Origin of the sequence: Micromonospora sp. NPDC023633 (genome assembly GCF_040640035.1) — a bacterium.
In the GTDB taxonomy this organism is placed as follows: Bacteria; Actinomycetota; Actinomycetes; order Mycobacteriales; family Micromonosporaceae; genus Micromonospora.
This window is the reverse complement of the sequence record NZ_JBFABB010000019.1, coordinates 1-15,663: the sequence shown is the minus strand read 5'-3', so window position 1 is coordinate 15,663 and position 15,663 is coordinate 1. Positions and strand designations below refer to the sequence as shown.

Genomic DNA, 15,663 nt, shown 5'->3' with positions numbered 1-15,663 from the left:
TCGCGTACGCGGGTGGGTGCGGCCCGGGTCAGAGGCCGAGCTGGCGGCGTACCTCGGCGGCGACCCGGCCGCCCTCGGCCCGGCCGGCCACCGCCGCCTGGGCCGCCTTCATGGCCGGGCCCATCTGCGCCTTGCCGGTGAAGCCGCCCGCGGCGAGCGCCCCCGCGACCAGCTCGGTCAGCTCGGTGTCGGGGAGCTGCTTCGGCAGGTAGCGCTCCAGCACCTCGCCCTCGGCGACCTCCTTCGCGGCCTGCTCGGTGCGGCCGGCGTCACCGAAGGCGGTGGCGGCCTCCCGGCGCTTCTTCGCCTCCTTGGTCAGCACCGCGAGCACCTCGTCGTCGGTGAGCTCGCGCTTGGCCTTCCCGGCGACCTCGGCGGTGCCGACGGCGGCGAGCGCCATCCGCAGCGTGGAGGTGGTCAGCTCGTCGCGCGCCTTCAGGGCGGCGCGCATGTCTGCGGTCAGACGGTCCTTCAGCGTGCTCATGGTCGGTGAAACTACCCTGAACGCCATGCGAAAGCGCACACTATTCCGGCTCGCGACCGGGACCGCCGCCCTCGGCGCGGCGACCCTGGCGTACGCGTCACTCGTCGAGCGCAACATGTTCACCCTGCGGCGGTACGACGTGCCGGTGCTGCCGGCCGACGCGGAGCCGCTGCGGGTCCTGCACCTGTCGGACCTGCACATGATGCCCGACCAGGGGCGCAAGCAGCGCTGGGTGGCGTCGCTGGCCGCGCTCGACCCCGACCTGGTCGTGGTCACCGGGGACAACATGGCGCACCCGGGCGCCGTGCCCGGCGTGCTGCGCGCCCTCCAGCCGCTGTTCGACTTTCCCGGGGCCTTCGTCTTCGGCTCCAACGACTACACCGGGCCGGTCTGGAAGAACCCGTTCACCTACTTCCTGCCCGACCGGGAGTACACCGAGGGCGTCGAGCTGCCGCACGAGGAGCTGCGCGACGTCTTCGTCGGCGCCGGCTGGGCGGACCTGAACAACGCCCGCACCACCCTGAAGGCCGGCGGCCGGGTCGTCGAACTGCTCGGGGTGGACGACCCGCACGTCGAACGGGACGACTACGACTCCGTGGCCGGGCCGGTGTCGCCCACCGCCGACCTGTCGATCGCGCTCACCCACTCCCCCGAGCCGGCCGTCCTCGAACGGATGGCCGCCGACGGCTTCGGGCTGATGCTCGCCGGGCACACCCACGGCGGCCAGGTCTGCGTACCGGGGGTCGGTGCGCTGGTCACCAACTGCGGCCTGCCCCGCTCCATGGCACGGGGCCTGCACCGCTGGCCCGGATCCGACTCCTGGCTGCACGTCACCGCCGGGCTCGGCACCCACCCGACCGCGCCGGTCCGGTTCGCCTGCCCGCCGGAGGCGAGCGTGCTCACCCTGATCCCCCGCTGACCCGCGGCTTGCCCTTCCGGCCCCGGGTACGCCCGCCCGCCGCCAATGGCTGGCGGGCGGGCGTACCGGGCGCGGTGACATGGGGCACGCGCGGCGCCGGATCCGCGCCGATGCCCCGGCCTGGGTGTGGCCGTCCTTTCGAGCTGAATCGTCTACGACATCAGCCACGACGCCGGGCTCGACGGCTCCCGCGAGGGCCGGGGAGGGGCGCCACGGCGGTGGGGGTACCGAGTTGGACCCCTGAGCGGGGTGGGCTACTATTTGTCGGCACGCCTCGGGGTGTGGCGCAGCTTGGTAGCGCGCTTCGTTCGGGACGAAGAGGTCGTCGGTTCGAATCCGGCCACCCCGACCAGAGGTAAGAGCAGGTCAAGGCCCCTCCAACGAGGGGCCTTGATTCGTTTCCGGCGATCACTGCTCTCCCGGAGGCAGCGAAAAGGCAGCAGCTTCTCGATCGAGGCTCCGTGGTCGTCGCGGTCGGTGAAACTGTTCGACGCTGTCATGGAGCCGCTCCCTACCCCAAGGTGAGAGCAGCTCGAATGCCGGAGCAGCCGCGGTGTGCCCCCGGTCAGGGGCAGCGGTCCGCAAGGACGCAGAACTCGTTCCCCTCCGGGTCGGCGAGTACGACCCAGCGCTCATCGCCCTGGCCGACGTCGGCGTGTCGAGCACCCAGGTCGAGCAGGCGACGGACCTCTTCGTCCCGGCCCATGTCGGTCGGGTTGACGTCGAGGTGGAGCCTGTTCTTGACGGTCTTGCCCTCGGACACGCGCGCGAACGTCAACGTCGGTGGCACCGGGCCGCGACGGTCCCTGCCTTCCGGCACTGAGGGGGAGCCGATCGTGACGATTTCGTCGTCCTCGTCCTGCACGACGTAACCGAGAACGGCACACCAGAACCGGGCGAGACCGTGAGGGTCGGCGCAGTCGATCGCCAACTCGGTGAACTTGCTGGTCATGTCGGAACCTCCCTGTCGGATACCGGGTCGGCCAAGGCCACGCGGTGTCGGCGGACCGGACGGATCAGTCGCCAGAGAAGCCCCAGAAGTAGATCTCCTCGGGGCGGCCGGCCGCGTCGTGCAGGATCGCGCACCGGCCGAAAGCCCGGCGCTCGGCCAGGCCGTCGATCGCCTCGACGTGCGCGCGGGTCAGGATCTCCGTGCCGGCGCAGCGCAGTGCCTCTGCGGCGGTCACGGGCTGCACCGTGCCGTAGTCCGGCTCCTCGCCGTCGGACACGACGTCGAACATGTCCAGGATGGAGTGGGTGCCCGATTCCTGTACCCACTCGTCGGCGTACAGCTCGTCCATGTCCGTCGGGCGCTGGGGATGGTCGCCGGCCGACGTGCCCAACTCACCCCGCGTCCACCAGTAGGTGCCCTCGGCGAAGACCTTCTCCCGCAGTGCGTCCAGCGCGGCGTCGAGATCGGGTTGGTAGGCGACGTAATAACTCCAGTAAGACGCGCCCAAGGCCGTTTCCTCCCGTTGATCGTCGAGCTGGAGCGGACCGTAGCAACGACCACCGACAGGACCCGGCCGCCGGTCAGTCCTGCCGCTCGGTGCGCGCGATCTCGGTGAACGCGGCGGTCAGGTAGCCGTCGAGGGGCCGGCCGGTGGCGGCGAGCAGGTCGGCGACGAGCAGCGGCGCGTGCCGCGCCACATGGGGCGGGTCGGGCGGCGACTCGTCGCCGTCCGGGTCGTAGACGCCGAGGGCGCCCGCCAGCAGGACGAGCACCACGTGCGGGTCGACGTCGGGCCGCCACTGCGCGGCGCCGCGCACACAGCCCTCGAGCACCTGACGGACGTCGTCGCCGTCCAGACCGTCCGGGTGGGTCTCCTCCAGCAGCAGCCGGACCACCGCGCCGAGCACCAGGCCGGACCGCTCGGCCGTGGCGAGCCGGGCCACCGCGACGTCGTACGCCTCGGAGGCGCGCTCGCGCGCGGCGGCGACCGCGTCGGTGGCGGCGGTGGCGATCTCGCGGGCCGGTGCGGGCAGGTGTCGCCAGGTGGTGGTCATCCCGACCAGGATCGCAGAGAGGTACGACGCCCGCAGACGCGCTTCGGGGTGTGACACCGCGCACACGCTGCGCGGGAAACTCCGAGCGAAAAGGTCTCGCGCTGCGTCACACCCAGCGCACAGAATCGGGGGATGCTCAGTCGCGCCCTGCCCCGCCGTCCGGAAGCCCGGCGGATGCTCGTCGGCACGCTGTTGTCGGCGATCGGGCGCGGCCTCACCCTGCCGTTCCTGTTCATCTACCTGACCGACGTGCGGGGCCTCACCGACACCCGGGCCGGTCTGGTGATCGGCTGGTACGGCGTGGTCACCCTGGCGCTGTCGCCGGTCGGCGGCACGCTCATCGACCGGTTCGGCGCGCGCCGGATCCTGCTCTCGGGCCTGGTGATCGAGGCGGTCGGCACCGGGTCGCTGGCGCTGGTCGACTCGAGCGCCTCGGCGTTCGGGGTGATGACGCTGGTCGCGATGGGCAGCTCCGTCATCTGGCCCGGGCAGAACACGATCCTCGCCTCGCTCACCGACGCCGACGAGCGGCAGCGGATCTTCGGGCTGAACTTCGCCCTGCTCAACCTCGGCATCGGCGTCGGCGGCCTGACCTCCGGCGCGATCGTCGACACCACCCGCGCGGTCACCTTCCAGGCGATCTACGTGCTCGACGCGATCAGCTACCTGATGCCCGCGCTGATCCTGCTGACCCTGCCGCACGTGGGCCGCCGGCTCGCCGCCGGACCGGCCGGGGAGCGGACGTCGTCCGGCGGCTACCTCACCGTGCTGCGCGACCGCCCGTTCCGGCGGCTCGTCATCTTCGGCCTGGTCCTGACCACCTGCGGATACGCGCAGATCGAGGTCGGTTTCACCGCGTACGCCGTGCGGGTGGCCGAGGTGACGCCGCGCGTGGTGGCCTGGGCGCTGGCCGGCAACACGGTGATGATCGTGCTCTCCCAGCTGCTGGTCCTGCGGCGGATGGAGGGGCGCAGCCGGACGGGCGGGCTGGCGGTGGTGGGCGCGGTCTTCGCGATCGCCTGGCTGGTCCTGGGAGCCGGGGGCGTGGTCGGCCCGAGCAACGCGCTGGTTGCCGCCCTCTGCGTCGTGGCCTGCTCGGCGATCTTCGGCTTCGGCGAGACCCTGCTGTCGCCGGTGATGCCGGCGCTGGCGAACGCGCTCGCCACGGACGCGCTGCGCGGCCGGTACAACGCCATGAGCTCGATGATCTTCGGCATCAGCGGGGTGATCGGCCCGGTCACGGCGGGCCCGCTGCTCGGTGCGGCCAACGGCCGGATCTGGGTCGTGGCGGTCGTCAGCGGTTGCCTGGTGGCCTCGCTCATCGCGCTCTCCCTGCGCCGGCTGCTCACGCCGGCCCAGGACGGCCGCACGCCGGCCACCCCACCGGCCACCGAACCGGCCCCCGCGCAGGCCTGACCACCGGACGGACAACCCGGCCCCGGCCCAGGGCCGGCCAACGGACGGACGGAGAACGGGCCCCGGAGCGGATGCTCCGGGGCCCGTCGGGTGTGTACCGCTGCCGTCAGGCGGCGGGGACCTCCGCGGTGGTGCGGATCCGGTCCAGGGCCGGCGCCGAGAGCGGGGACTCGGCGGTCAGGTAGGCCACGAACGCATCCAGGTCGATCATGCCGGTGACCGCGTTGGTGCCGCCGGTGAGGACGGTGAAGCCGTCGCCGCCGCCGGAGAGGAAGTTGTTCACCGTGACCCGGTACGTGGCGTCGGCGGTGACCGCCACCCCGCCCAGGGTGAGGCTGCCCCGGACGACCCGGGTGCCGGCGCAGGCGTCGGCGACGGTGCCGGTGGTGCCGGCCGGGTCGACGACGTAGCGGACGGTCGACGACGGGTAGAGCGTCCGGCCGGTGACGAACTGCTGCTCCAGCATGCAGTAGAGCTGCGCACCGGTGAGGTCGAGCGTCACGAGGTTGTTGCCGAACGGCTGCACCGTGAACGCCTCCTCGTAGGTGACCGGGCCGGCGTCGAGGTCGGCGCGTACGCCACCGGGGTTCATGAAGGCGGCGACCGCGCCCTGCTCGTCGTCGGTGGCGGCGAGCTGCGCGTCGGCGACCAGGTTGCCCAGCGGGGACTCGCCCATGGTCGTACCGAAGAGGGTCTCCTGGGTCTTCTTGATCGCCGTGGTGGTCTGGCCGACCTCGCGGCCGGCCACCGGGCCGAGCACCGTCTTGTAGCGGTTGATCAGGTCGGTCTGCGCCCGGTCTCTGGCGAGGTCCCGGGTGACCACCACGTTCTCGGCCTTGGCGCTGATCACGTCGCCAGTGCGCCGGTCGATGGAGAGGTCGATGTCGGTGACCAGGCGGCCGAAGGAGCTGGCGCTGGTGACCAGCTTGCCGTTGATGTCGCAGTTGTACGCCTGGTGGGTGTGGCCGCTGACGACCACGTCGATCGACGGGTCCATCCGGTTGGCGATGTCCACGACCGGGCCGCTGATGCCCTTGCAGTCGTTGATGCCGCCGGTGGCGTCCTGGGTGCCGCCCTCGTGCATCAGCACGACGATGGTCTCGACGCCCTGGCGGCGCAGCTCGCGGGCGTACCGGTTGGCGGTCTGCGCCTCGTCGGTGAAGGTCAGGCCGGCGACGCCCTGCGGGCTGACGATCTGCGGGGTGCCCTCCAGCGTCATGCCGATGAAGCCGACCTTGACGCCCTGCACCTTGTGGATGGCGTACGGGGCCAGCAGCGGCTGGCCGCTCGCGGTCCTGAACGCGTTCGCGGAGAGGTACTGGAAGCCGGCGCCCTCGTACGGGGTGCCGTCGGCGCAGCCGTCGACCGGGTGGCAGCCGCCGTTCTGGATGCGCAGCAGCTCGTCGGCGCCCTCGTCGAACTCGTGGTTCCCGACGCTGGCGTAGTCGAGCCCGGCCAACGACAGCGCCTCGATGGTCGGCTCGTCGTGGAACGCGGCGGAGAGCAGCGGGGAGGCGCCGATCAGGTCGCCGGCCGCCACGGTGATGGTGTTCTGCTCCTTGGCGGCGCGCTTGCGCAGCTCGGCGAGCTGGGTGGCGAGGTATTCGGCCCCGCCGGCGGGCTGCCCGGCGATGGTGCCGTTGGTGGTGCCGGTCGGCGGTTCGAGGTTGCCGTGGAAGTCGTTGAGGGCGAGCAGCTTGACGGCGACCGGCTTCGGGCCGGCGTCCGCCTGGTCGGGGGTGGTCGTGACCGCGCCGAGGGCGGTCACGGCGAGCGCGGTCAGGCCGATGGCGGCCCGGCGCATCCCGGGGATGGACATGGAACTCCTCGTGGGAAGCCGGCGCGGGCACCCGGGTGACGGTCCACCCCGGGTCGGGCCGCGCCGTCGGCAGGGTTCGGTCGCGGTGGCGACGGTGGGGGACGCCGCCGCGTCGCAAACAGCCTCTCATCGTCGGACGCCGCCGGTCGACCGGGGCGGACCCGAGGGAACTGGGCCTACGCCCGCCGACCGGGAGGTCCGGACGGGCGTTTCCGACATGCCCGGCAGCGGGTGCCCGATCGTCACGGCAGTCGGGCGGGCTGGTCCAGGAAGGACCGGACGGACGGCGTACGCCGGAAGGATGATCGGATGAGCACGGATTCCCGTCGGTGGACGCCGCCGCGAGTGCCGCCGGCCCCGGCTGCCCGGGGCCGGCGGCCGCCTCAGCAGTACGTGTAGCTGCCGCGGCTCCCCCACGAGCAGGAGTCGATCAGGGTGCCGGACGAGTTGCGCAGGTACGCCTTGTCTCCGGTGTTGTTCCAGATGTAGGCGCCCGAGCCCCAGTAGCGGTGGGTCGAGCTGTTGGTGCCCTTTCCGGTGTGCACGAGGACGCTGGCACCCGCGGCAAGCCGGAAGTCGCCGGAGAACTTGTAGACGTGGTTGGCCTGGTCACGCAGCGTCCAGTACTTCAGGTTGACGGCGGTGGAGCGCCGGTTGGTCAGCCGGACGTACTCGGCGTTGAGGCTGGAGTTCGAGCGGTTGTCGGCGCCCGGCGAGTTGTAGTAGACCTTGGTGATCTGGATGGCCGGGGTGGCGGCCTGGGCCGGGCCGGCGGCGGTCAGCGAGACGCCCACCGTTACGGCGAGCGCCACCGCGAGACCGATCAGCCTTCTCCTCATGCGATTCCCCCACACACAGACGGCCGGTTCGTGGAGCCGGCGGATGAGCCGTGCCCGCGCACGGCCGGCCGAGGTTATCGATGCCCGGTGGTGATTGTGGACGGTGAAACGGTCGTTGCGGGCAATTGCGTCCGCCCGGTTGATCTACTGCCGACCGGCGGGACGTGCGCCGGTCGCCGGACCGACCGCCGGGGTGACCGGGCGGCGGGACGACGGCCACCGGGCGTCCCGTCCCGCCCGGCGTTCGGTGCCCGGGACCGGCCGGTGCGTCGGTCGTCCTGCGCGTCGTGCCGGATCCTTCCCGGCGGTCAGCGCGGATCCGTCCCGGCGGTCATGCGCGGGTCCGTCCCGGCGGTCAGTGCCGGTCCGTCCCCGGCGGTCAGTGCCGGTCCGTCCCCGGCGACCAGTGCCGCGACGGCCGCCGCGTCCCAGGCGTCGGCGACTCCCGGCCGGGCCAGCAGGTAGCGGACGATCCGGTCGGCGTCCCAGCCGTGCGACTCGCGCAGGCCACGGGCGATCATGCCGAGGTAGGCCGGGGCCGGGGCCCGCCACCGCACCTCGGACGCCGCCAAGGGGGCGGTGAAGGTCAGCAGCGGGAGCCCGTCGAGCCGGCCGGGGCAGAGCAGGGTCTCGTACCGGCCGGGGCCGAGGGTGGCCCGCCCGGTGGCCACGGCCTCGGCGATCAGGCCGACGTCGGCGCCGGGCTCCCGGTACATCTCCTGGGCGGCCACGTCGGCGAACTGCCCGACGTCGAGCAGGTAGGCCCGGGCCGCCGCCTCGCCGGGGAGCGCCGGGTCGTAGAACGCCATCCCGCCGGTCCACGCCCGGGACTCACCGGCGAAGTAGACGCCGCCGGGCAGCGACACCGGCACCGTACGCCTCGGGGGTCGCGGGTCCCGGCAGCCCGGGTAGGTCCGCCGTCCGCCGGGCGGGCAGCCCCCGGCCAGGTAGAAGCCGAGCCGGGCCGCGTGCAGGTTCGACCCGTACGCGACATACCAGACCTCGTCCATCCGCGACCGCTCGTCCCCCGGCGGTCAGAACCCGCAGGTCATGCCGGCGGCGTGGCTCGCCTGCACCAGGTGCGTGGCGCATCCGCTCGCGGTGACCCGGTGCAGCAGGAAGCCGGTCGGCTCGGTGACCCAGCCGAACTGCTCCTCCGCGCTCATGGTGAGCGAACTCTGCCGCCAGGTGCTCGGCGCGGTGGTGAGCACCGTGCCGGCGAAGCTCACCGTGACCGGGCGGTGGACGTGCCCGGCGATCACCCGGACGACGTGCGGGTGCCGGGCGACCACCTCGGCCAGCCCGTCGCCGTCGGTCAGCCGGATGTCGTCGAGGAACGGGATGCCGACCGGCGCCGGCGGGTGGTGCAGGCAGACCACGGCCGGCACCTCGGGGCGGCCGGCCAGCACCCCGTCCAGCCAGCCGAGCTGGTCCTCGCCGAGGCAGCCGGCGCCGCCCCCGCCCGGCATCGACGAGTCCAGCACCACGACCGTCGCCTCGGGGTGGTCCACGTGGTAGTACGCGGAGAAGCCGCCGCCGAGCCACGGCGTGCCGCCGAACGCGTCCAGCAGCGACTCCCGGTCGTCGTGGTTGCCGGCGACCAGGTGCACCGGCAGCGGGAACCGGCCGATGATCTCGCGCAGGGCCGCGTACTCGTCGGGGCCGCCACGGTCGACCAGGTCGCCGGTGACGACCACGCAGTCGGGCCGGGGGTTCAGCGCCAACACCCGCCCCAGGGCGCGGTGCAGGCCGGCGGCCGGCTCGGTGGCGAGCGCGCCGGTGGTCACGTGCGGATCACTGAGCTGGGCGATGAGCATCCGTGCCTCCACTCGACCGGGACCCCCACGCTATCGCCGCGAGCCCCGGCGCGCGGCCCGCCGAACCCACAGGCCCTGTCCACAGCCTGTGGATGGCACATGTGTACGAAAGCGGTGGGCGATCTTGGTCACCGGCGGTCCGGGGCCCCGCTGAGTACGCTTGATCGCGGGCCCGCCCGCCGGTCGCAGCCCTCCCTACCTGGAACGACGTGCCGAGTGGATCACGAGCGAGTCATCCGTGACGTCACGGTCCGCCTCCCCATGGCGTCGACCGTCGTCGAGGCGTGCGGGTGGACCGTCAGCGCGCTCGCCCGGCACGCGCCGGCCACCATCTCCGTCCTGCTGCACGTCCACGACCGGCTCCGCTGCGTCGCGGCCACCGGGTCCTGGCAGGTCTTCTCCACGGTGCCGCCGAAGACCGGGATCGTGGGCCGGGTGTACGCCTCCGGCGAGACCGCCGTCGTGCCCGACGTCGCCCGGGACCCCGACTACATCCCGGTACGCCCCGACGTCACCGCCGAGGTGTGCGTACCGGTGCTGGACCCGGCGGGCCGGCCCATCGGGGTGCTGGACCTCCAGTGGTGCGGCCCGACCGACCTGGCCCCGTGGCGCGACACCGCCGAGCGGCTGGCGGCCCGGCTCGGCGCCCGGATCGTGGCGCTCGGCGGACCACCGGCGGAGAGCCGCAGCGAGAAGCTCCTCCGGCACGCCGCCGCGCTGACCTCCGCGTCGACGGAGTGGGACCTGTTCGCCGCCGCGATCGCCGCGGCCCGGGACGTGTCCACCCTCTCCGCGGCGGTGCTGGTGCTCGCCGGCCCGGACGGGCCCCGGCTGGGCACGCCGCCCGCCACCCCGGGCGAGTTGGAGGCCCGGATCCGGGCGGAGCTGACCGAGGCGGGCCCGGCCGCGCTGGGCCGGTTGGTCGCTCGCGCCCACCGCCACGGCGTGGGCTACACGCTGGGCGAGGCCGGGCACCCGCCCATCCCCGACCACCGGCCGCTGACCCGGGCCGGGGTGCGCACCCTGGTCGCGGTGCCGGTCGGCCGGCCCGACGACGGCGGGGTGCTGCTGGTCGCCGACGAACGGCTGCTGCGCCCCGACCCCACCACGGTCAACCTGTTGGAGCTGCTCGCCGGCCAGGCGTGGAGCTGCCTGGACCGGCTGCGCACCCTCGCCCGCCTGCGCGAGCAGGCCAACTCGGACCCGTTGACCGGGCTGCGGCACACGGGCCCGTTCGGCCAGCGGATCGCGGTGGCCACCCCGGGGCGCACGGCCCTGCTGGCGATCGACGTGGACGGCTTCAAGACCGTCAACGACACGTACGGCCACCAGGCCGGCGACCGCGTGCTCGTCCGGCTGGCCCGGGCCCTGGAGGCGGCGCTGCGCCACGGCGACGAGCTCTACCGGATCGGCGGCGACGAGTTCGTGGCGGTGATCGAGGTGAGTCGCCCCGAGGAGGCGGTCCGGATCGCCGAGCGCCTCGCCGAGGCGGCGAGGCGGATCGGCCGCACGATCAGCGTCGGGGTGGCCCTCCCCCGCCCGGGCGAGTCACCCGAGGCCACGCTGCGCCGCGCCGACCGGGCGCTGTACGCGGTCAAACGACACGGCCGCGACGGCGTCCGCCTGGCCCCCGCCTGACCGGGGTCAGCGGGGGGTCAGTTCCCTGGCCAGGAGTTCGGCTATCTGGGCCGTGTTGAGGGCGGCGCCCTTGCGGAGGTTGTCGCCGGTGACGAAGAAGTCCAGGGCGCGCGGGTCGTCGACGGCGCGGCGGATCCGGCCCACCCAGGAGGGGTCGGTGCCGACCGCGTCGATGGGCATCGGGAACTCGCCCGCGGCAGGGTCGTCGACCAGGATCACGCCGGGCGCGTTCCGCAGCACCTCGCGGGCGCCCTCGGCGTCCACCTCGGTGGCGAAGACCGCGTGCACCGCGACGGAGTGGCCGGTCACCACCGGGACCCGTACGCAGGTGGCGGAGACCTTCAGGTCGGGCAGCCCGAGGATCTTGCGCGACTCGTTGCGCAGCTTCATCTCCTCGGACGACCATCCCGCGTCGGCCAGGGAGCCGGCCCAGGGCACCACGTTCAGCGCCAGCGGCGCGGGGAACGGGCCCACGTCGTCGCCGACCGCCTGGCGTACGTCGCCGGGGCGGGAGCCGAGCACCCGGTCCCCCGCGATCTTGGTCAGCTGGGCGTGCAGGGTGTCCACGCCGCTCTGGCCGGCGCCGGAGGCCGCCTGGTAGGAGGCGAGCACCAGTTCGCGCAGCCCGTACTCGCGGTGCAGCGGGGCGATCGCGATGATCATCGCCAGGGTGGTGCAGTTGGCGTTGGCGATGATGCCCTTCGGCCGGTTGCGTACCTGCTCGGGGTTGATCTCCGGCACCACCAGCGGGACGTCGCGGTCCATCCGGAAGGCGCCGGAGTTGTCCACCGCGACGGCCCCGCGGCCGACCGCGATCGGCGCCCACCGCGCGGAGACCTCGTCCGGGACGTCGAACATCGCCACGTCGACGCCGTCGAACGCCTCCGGGGTCAGCGCCTGGACGGTCAGCTCCTCACCCCGGCAGCGCAGCCGCCGCCCGACCGAGCGCTCCGAGGCGAGCAGCCGGATCTCGCCCCAGACGTTCTTCCGGCCGCTGAGCAGCTCGCACATCACCGTGCCGACGGCACCGGTCGCCCCGACCACGGCCAGGGTGGGCAGCGGCGACACGGTGGCTACCGTCCCGTCCCCGCGTAGACGACGGCCTCGGTGTCGCCGCCGAGGTCGAAGGCCTCGTGGATGGCGCGCACCGCGGCGTCCAGGTCGGTGTCACGGCAGACCACGGAGACCCGGATCTCCGAGGTGGAGATCATCTCGATGTTCACCCCCGCCGCGCCGAGGGCGGCGAAGAAGCCGGCCGCGACGCCCGGGTGCGAGCGCATGCCGGCCCCGATCAGCGAGACCTTGCCGACGTGGTCGTCGTAGAGCAGGCCCTTGAACTTGACCGACTCCTGGATCTTGCTCAGGGCGGCCATGGCCGTCGGGCCGTCGGCCTTGGGCAGCGTGAAGGAGATGTCCGTGCGACCCGTGCCCTCGGTGGACACGTTCTGCACGATCATGTCGAGGTTGATCTCGGCGCCGGCCACGGTGTCGAAGATCCGCGCGGCGGCGCCCGGCTCATCGGGCACCCCCACGATCGTGATCTTGGCTTCGCTGCGGTCGTGGGCGACCCCGGTGATCAGTGCTTGCTCCACAGGAAGGTCCTCCATCGATCCGGTGACCATCGTGCCGGTGTTGGTCGAGTATGACGAACGGACGTGGATCGGCAAGCCCGCCCGGCGGGCGTACTCCACGCTGCGCAGGTGCAGGATCTTGGCGCCGCAGGCGGCCAGCTCCAGCATCTCCTCGTAGGTGATCTGGGTGATGTGCCGCGCGTTCGGGACGATCCGCGGGTCGGCGCTGAAGACGCCGTCCACGTCGGTGTAGATCTCGCAGACGTCCGCGTGCAGCGCGGCGGCGAGCGCCACGGCGGTGGTGTCGGAGCCGCCCCGGCCCAGCGTGGTGACGTCCTTGGTGTCCTGCGAGACGCCCTGGAAGCCGGCGACGATGACCACCGCGCCCTCGTCGAGCGCGCCCTTGAGCCGGCCCGGCGTGACGTCGATGATCCGCGCCCGGCCGTGCACCGACGTGGTGATCACGCCCGCCTGGGAGCCGGTGAACGAGCGGGCCTCGTACCCCAGGTTGTGGATGGCCATGGCGAGCAGCGCCATGGAGATCCGCTCCCCGGCGGTGAGCAGCATGTCCAGCTCGCGGCCCGGCGGCAGCGGGCTGACCTGGTTGGCCAGGTCGAGCAGCTCGTCTGTCGTGTCCCCCATGGCGGAGACCACCACGACGACGTCGTCGCCGGCCTTGCGGGCGGCGACGATGCGCTCGGCCACCCGCTTGATCCGCTCCGCGTTGGCGACGGAGGACCCGCCGTACTTCTGCACCACGAGTGCCACGACGGTGCACTCCCTCCCAGCGACGACCCTGAGCGTGCCGACGCCGCCGGATCTCAGCCGGCGGCGCGCGTCAGACGCACCCAGGGTATCGGTCGGCCGACCCGGGCGGGTCGGGTGATCCCACGATCCGGCCCGGCCGCGCGGGGCGGGGTGGCACGCGACACGCCGGGGCGCTGCGCGCGGCAGGGCCCACGCGCGCCGTTTCCGGGCCGCAGAATGGCCCCGTGCACGCCCATCCCCGCCCGGCCGGCCCCACCGCGAAGCCCGCGCGTCGGGCCCGACGCCTCGCCGGCCCGCTCGCGCTCGCCCTGCCCGCGCTCCTCGTCGCCTGCACCGCCGACCAGCCGGTCGCCCGGCCCACCCCCACCGCGACACCGGCGCCGGCGGGGCTGGACGCGGCGCGCGACGAGCTGGCCGCGCTGGCGGCCGCCGCGCAGGACCGGCACCTGGTCGCCAGCTACACGCTGCGCGCCCCCGGGTCCCCGGACCGGACGATCCTGGTGACCAGCGCGAACGACGGCAGCTGGCGGGTCGACGTGCCGGGCGGCGCCCTCGGCGGGACCGCCGACGTCTCGTTCGCCGCCACCGCCGACGGGCTGTTCCAGTGCGCCCTGCCGTCCGCCGCCCGGCCCGAGCCGGCGGCCTGCGTACGCCTCGGCGACCCGGACGAGGCCGTGCCGCGGCGGCTCGATCCCCGGGTGCAGCACCCGTTCACCGACTGGCTGGACGTGCTGACCGACCAGCGGGCCCCGCTCGCCGTCTCGCCGGCCCAGCCGCCGCCCGGCGCGTCCGGCGCCTGCTACTCGGTCGAGACCACCTCGGCGTCGATCAACGCGCCGCTCGACGTGGGGATCTACTGCTACGGCCCCGACGGCACGCCCACGGCGGTGCGTACCGCGTTCGGCACGCTGATCCTCGCCGGGACGCCCGCGCCGGCCCCGGCCACCGTGCAGCTGGCCGGGCCGGTGGTCGACGCCGAGCCGCTCGGCACGGCGACGCCGGAGCCGACCGGGGAGCCGACCGTGAGCCCGAGCGCGGGAACGTTCTGACCACGGGTGACGTTACGGGTGCCGTTCGCCACATTCGGACATCCCGCCCTTAAGTACTGAATCGCCCTTACGGGACACTCACCCCATGGCCGACCTCACCCCGCTGCTCGCGTTCCGCTGGAGCCCCCGGTCCTTCGACCCGGTGGCGGAGCTGTCCCGCCAGGACGCGTCCGCGCTGCTGGAGGCGGCCCGCTGGGCGCCCTCGGCCGGCAACGCCCAACCGTGGCGGTTCGCGCTCGGGCACCGGGACGACGAGACGTTCAAGCGGATCCTGGTCAACCTGCCGGAACGGGACCAGCGGTGGGCCCAGCGCGCCTCCGCGCTGCTGCTGTGCGCCCACCGCACGGGCTCCGCCGGGCACGCGTACGACCTGGGCCAGGCAGTCGCCCACCTCACCGTGCAGGCCACGGCGCTCGGCCTGCACGTACGCCAGCTGCGCGACCTCGACCACGCCGGCCTGGCCGCCGACCTCGACCTGCCGGCGGGCGTACGGCCGCACGCGGTGGCGGCCGTCGGGCAGCTCGGTGACCCGCTCAGCCTCCCCGCCGACCTGCTCCGCTCGGAGACCGGGCTGCGCCGTCGGCTCCCCCTGGCCGACCTGCTGCTGACCAGCCAGGCTGCGAAGTACGTCTCATAGTCCGGACCGGCCTTCCCGCACCCCGGCCCGCCACGTAGGGTTACCTGGTCATGTGGCAGGCGTACCTCCTCCTTGGTCGCCGCGACGAGGCCTGAAGGCCGGCACCTCGTCGCGGAGTCCAACCGCGCCGTCCAGCACATCCGAACTTCCCATCGGCAACCGCCCGGGCACCGTCGCCCGGCACCTGGCCGACACCTTCCGATTGCTGACGCCACATGTTCCAGGGAGCACTCCGTCATGGCTCAACCCGTCACCGACGCTGAGACCGATCCGATCGCCCGGCAGCGCCCCAGCCGGATGCCGTACCACCGCTACCAGCCGTACCAGCAGCAGTTCCGGATCGACCTGCCCGACCGCGGCTGGCCGACCCGGCACGTCGAGGTCGCGCCGCGCTGGTGCGCGGTGGACCTGCGCGACGGCAACCAGGCGCTGATCGACCCGATGTCGCCGGAGCGCAAGCGCCGGATGTTCCAGCTGCTGGTGCAGATGGGCTACAAGGAGATCGAGGTCGGCTTCCCCTCGGCCAGCCAGACGGACTACGACTTCGTGCGGCAGCTCATCGAGCAGGACCTGATCCCGGAGGACGTCACGATCCAGGTGCTCACCCAGTGCCGGGAGCACCTGATCGACCGGACCTTCGAGTCGCTGCGCGGCGCGCGGCGGGCGATCGTGCACTTCTACAACTCGACCTCCACGCTC

At 73.4% G+C, this 15,663-nt stretch carries 15 protein-coding genes, 1 tRNA gene and 1 pseudogene; 7 read left to right on the top strand and 10 right to left on the bottom strand.

The features are described from left to right. Positions 1-28: 28 nt before the first annotated feature. A complete protein-coding gene (locus AB0G13_RS08635) occupies positions 29-484 on the bottom strand; it encodes a GatB/YqeY domain-containing protein (RefSeq protein ID WP_357870886.1) in 456 nt (151 codons plus the stop codon). A 25-nt stretch (positions 485-509) separates the two neighbouring features. Between AB0G13_RS08635 and AB0G13_RS08630 the strand changes: the two genes are divergently transcribed. Together AB0G13_RS08630 and AB0G13_RS08625 are read left to right on the top strand one after the other, a co-directional pair. Further along, the gene (locus tag AB0G13_RS08630; RefSeq protein ID WP_357870883.1) at positions 510-1,403 is read left to right on the top strand and encodes a metallophosphoesterase; all 894 of its coding nucleotides are present in this window, start codon (positions 510-512) and stop codon (positions 1,401-1,403) included. 275 nt (positions 1,404-1,678) lie between these two features. Next, positions 1,679-1,755 (top strand) — tRNA-Pro (locus AB0G13_RS08625). 213 nt (positions 1,756-1,968) lie between these two features. On the opposite strand, the gene AB0G13_RS08620 is transcribed toward AB0G13_RS08625, so the two are convergent. The 3 genes from AB0G13_RS08620 to AB0G13_RS08610 all read right to left on the bottom strand — a co-directional run bounded on the left by AB0G13_RS08620 (position 1,969) and on the right by AB0G13_RS08610 (position 3,410). After that, positions 1,969-2,355 (bottom strand): VOC family protein, encoded by a 387-nt coding sequence (locus AB0G13_RS08620; RefSeq protein WP_357870879.1) that lies wholly within the window; start codon positions 2,353-2,355, stop codon positions 1,969-1,971. 64 nt (positions 2,356-2,419) lie between these two features. Then, entirely contained in the window at positions 2,420-2,863 is a 444-nt protein-coding gene (locus tag AB0G13_RS08615; protein WP_357870876.1) for a hypothetical protein, read from the bottom strand. 73 nt (positions 2,864-2,936) lie between these two features. Further along, positions 2,937-3,410 (bottom strand): hypothetical protein, encoded by a 474-nt coding sequence (locus tag AB0G13_RS08610; protein ID WP_357871019.1) that lies wholly within the window; start codon positions 3,408-3,410, stop codon positions 2,937-2,939. A gap of 132 nt (positions 3,411-3,542) precedes the next feature. Here AB0G13_RS08610 and AB0G13_RS08605 point away from each other — a divergent pair, with 132 nt between their 5' ends. Continuing rightward, positions 3,543-4,826: an MFS transporter gene (locus AB0G13_RS08605; protein WP_357870873.1), complete on the top strand. Its 1,284-nt coding sequence runs from the start codon at positions 3,543-3,545 to the stop codon at positions 4,824-4,826. A 106-nt stretch (positions 4,827-4,932) separates the two neighbouring features. Here AB0G13_RS08605 and AB0G13_RS08600 read toward each other — a convergent pair whose 3' ends face one another. From AB0G13_RS08600 to AB0G13_RS08585, 4 genes are all read right to left on the bottom strand, one after another. Next, positions 4,933-6,645 carry a bifunctional metallophosphatase/5'-nucleotidase gene (locus tag AB0G13_RS08600; protein ID WP_357870870.1) on the bottom strand — a complete coding sequence of 571 codons (1,713 nt, stop codon included), beginning with the start codon at positions 6,643-6,645 and terminating at the stop codon, positions 4,933-4,935. Between the two features lie 383 nt (positions 6,646-7,028). Then, entirely contained in the window at positions 7,029-7,484 is a 456-nt protein-coding gene (locus AB0G13_RS08595) for a lamin tail domain-containing protein (RefSeq protein WP_357870867.1), read from the bottom strand. A 308-nt stretch (positions 7,485-7,792) separates the two neighbouring features. Further along, positions 7,793-8,494: a histone deacetylase gene (locus tag AB0G13_RS08590; RefSeq protein ID WP_357870864.1), complete on the bottom strand. Its 702-nt coding sequence runs from the start codon at positions 8,492-8,494 to the stop codon at positions 7,793-7,795. 24 nt (positions 8,495-8,518) lie between these two features. Then, entirely contained in the window at positions 8,519-9,301 is a 783-nt protein-coding gene (locus tag AB0G13_RS08585; RefSeq protein WP_357870861.1) for a phosphodiesterase, read from the bottom strand. A 216-nt stretch (positions 9,302-9,517) separates the two neighbouring features. Here AB0G13_RS08585 and AB0G13_RS08580 point away from each other — a divergent pair, with 216 nt between their 5' ends. Further along, positions 9,518-10,939: a diguanylate cyclase gene (locus AB0G13_RS08580; RefSeq protein WP_357870858.1), complete on the top strand. Its 1,422-nt coding sequence runs from the start codon at positions 9,518-9,520 to the stop codon at positions 10,937-10,939. Positions 10,940-10,945: 6 nt separating this feature from the next. On the opposite strand, the gene AB0G13_RS08575 is transcribed toward AB0G13_RS08580, so the two are convergent. Then, entirely contained in the window at positions 10,946-12,007 is a 1,062-nt protein-coding gene (locus tag AB0G13_RS08575) for an aspartate-semialdehyde dehydrogenase (protein ID WP_357870855.1), read from the bottom strand. Between the two features lie 5 nt (positions 12,008-12,012). Then, positions 12,013-13,278 carry an aspartate kinase gene (locus AB0G13_RS08570; RefSeq protein ID WP_089003025.1) on the bottom strand — a complete coding sequence of 422 codons (1,266 nt, stop codon included), beginning with the start codon at positions 13,276-13,278 and terminating at the stop codon, positions 12,013-12,015. A gap of 224 nt (positions 13,279-13,502) precedes the next feature. On the opposite strand from AB0G13_RS08570, the gene AB0G13_RS08565 reads away from it, so the two are divergent. The 3 genes and pseudogenes from AB0G13_RS08565 to AB0G13_RS08555 form a co-directional block, all read left to right on the top strand. Continuing rightward, on the top strand, positions 13,503-14,327 hold the full coding sequence (locus AB0G13_RS08565; protein ID WP_357870852.1) for a hypothetical protein: 825 nt from the start codon (positions 13,503-13,505) through the stop codon (positions 14,325-14,327). Between the two features lie 85 nt (positions 14,328-14,412). Further along, entirely contained in the window at positions 14,413-14,964 is a 552-nt protein-coding gene (locus AB0G13_RS08560; protein ID WP_357870849.1) for a nitroreductase family protein, read from the top strand. A 237-nt stretch (positions 14,965-15,201) separates the two neighbouring features. After that, positions 15,202-15,663 (top strand): annotated as a pseudogene (locus AB0G13_RS08555) (2-isopropylmalate synthase); the annotation flags it as partial.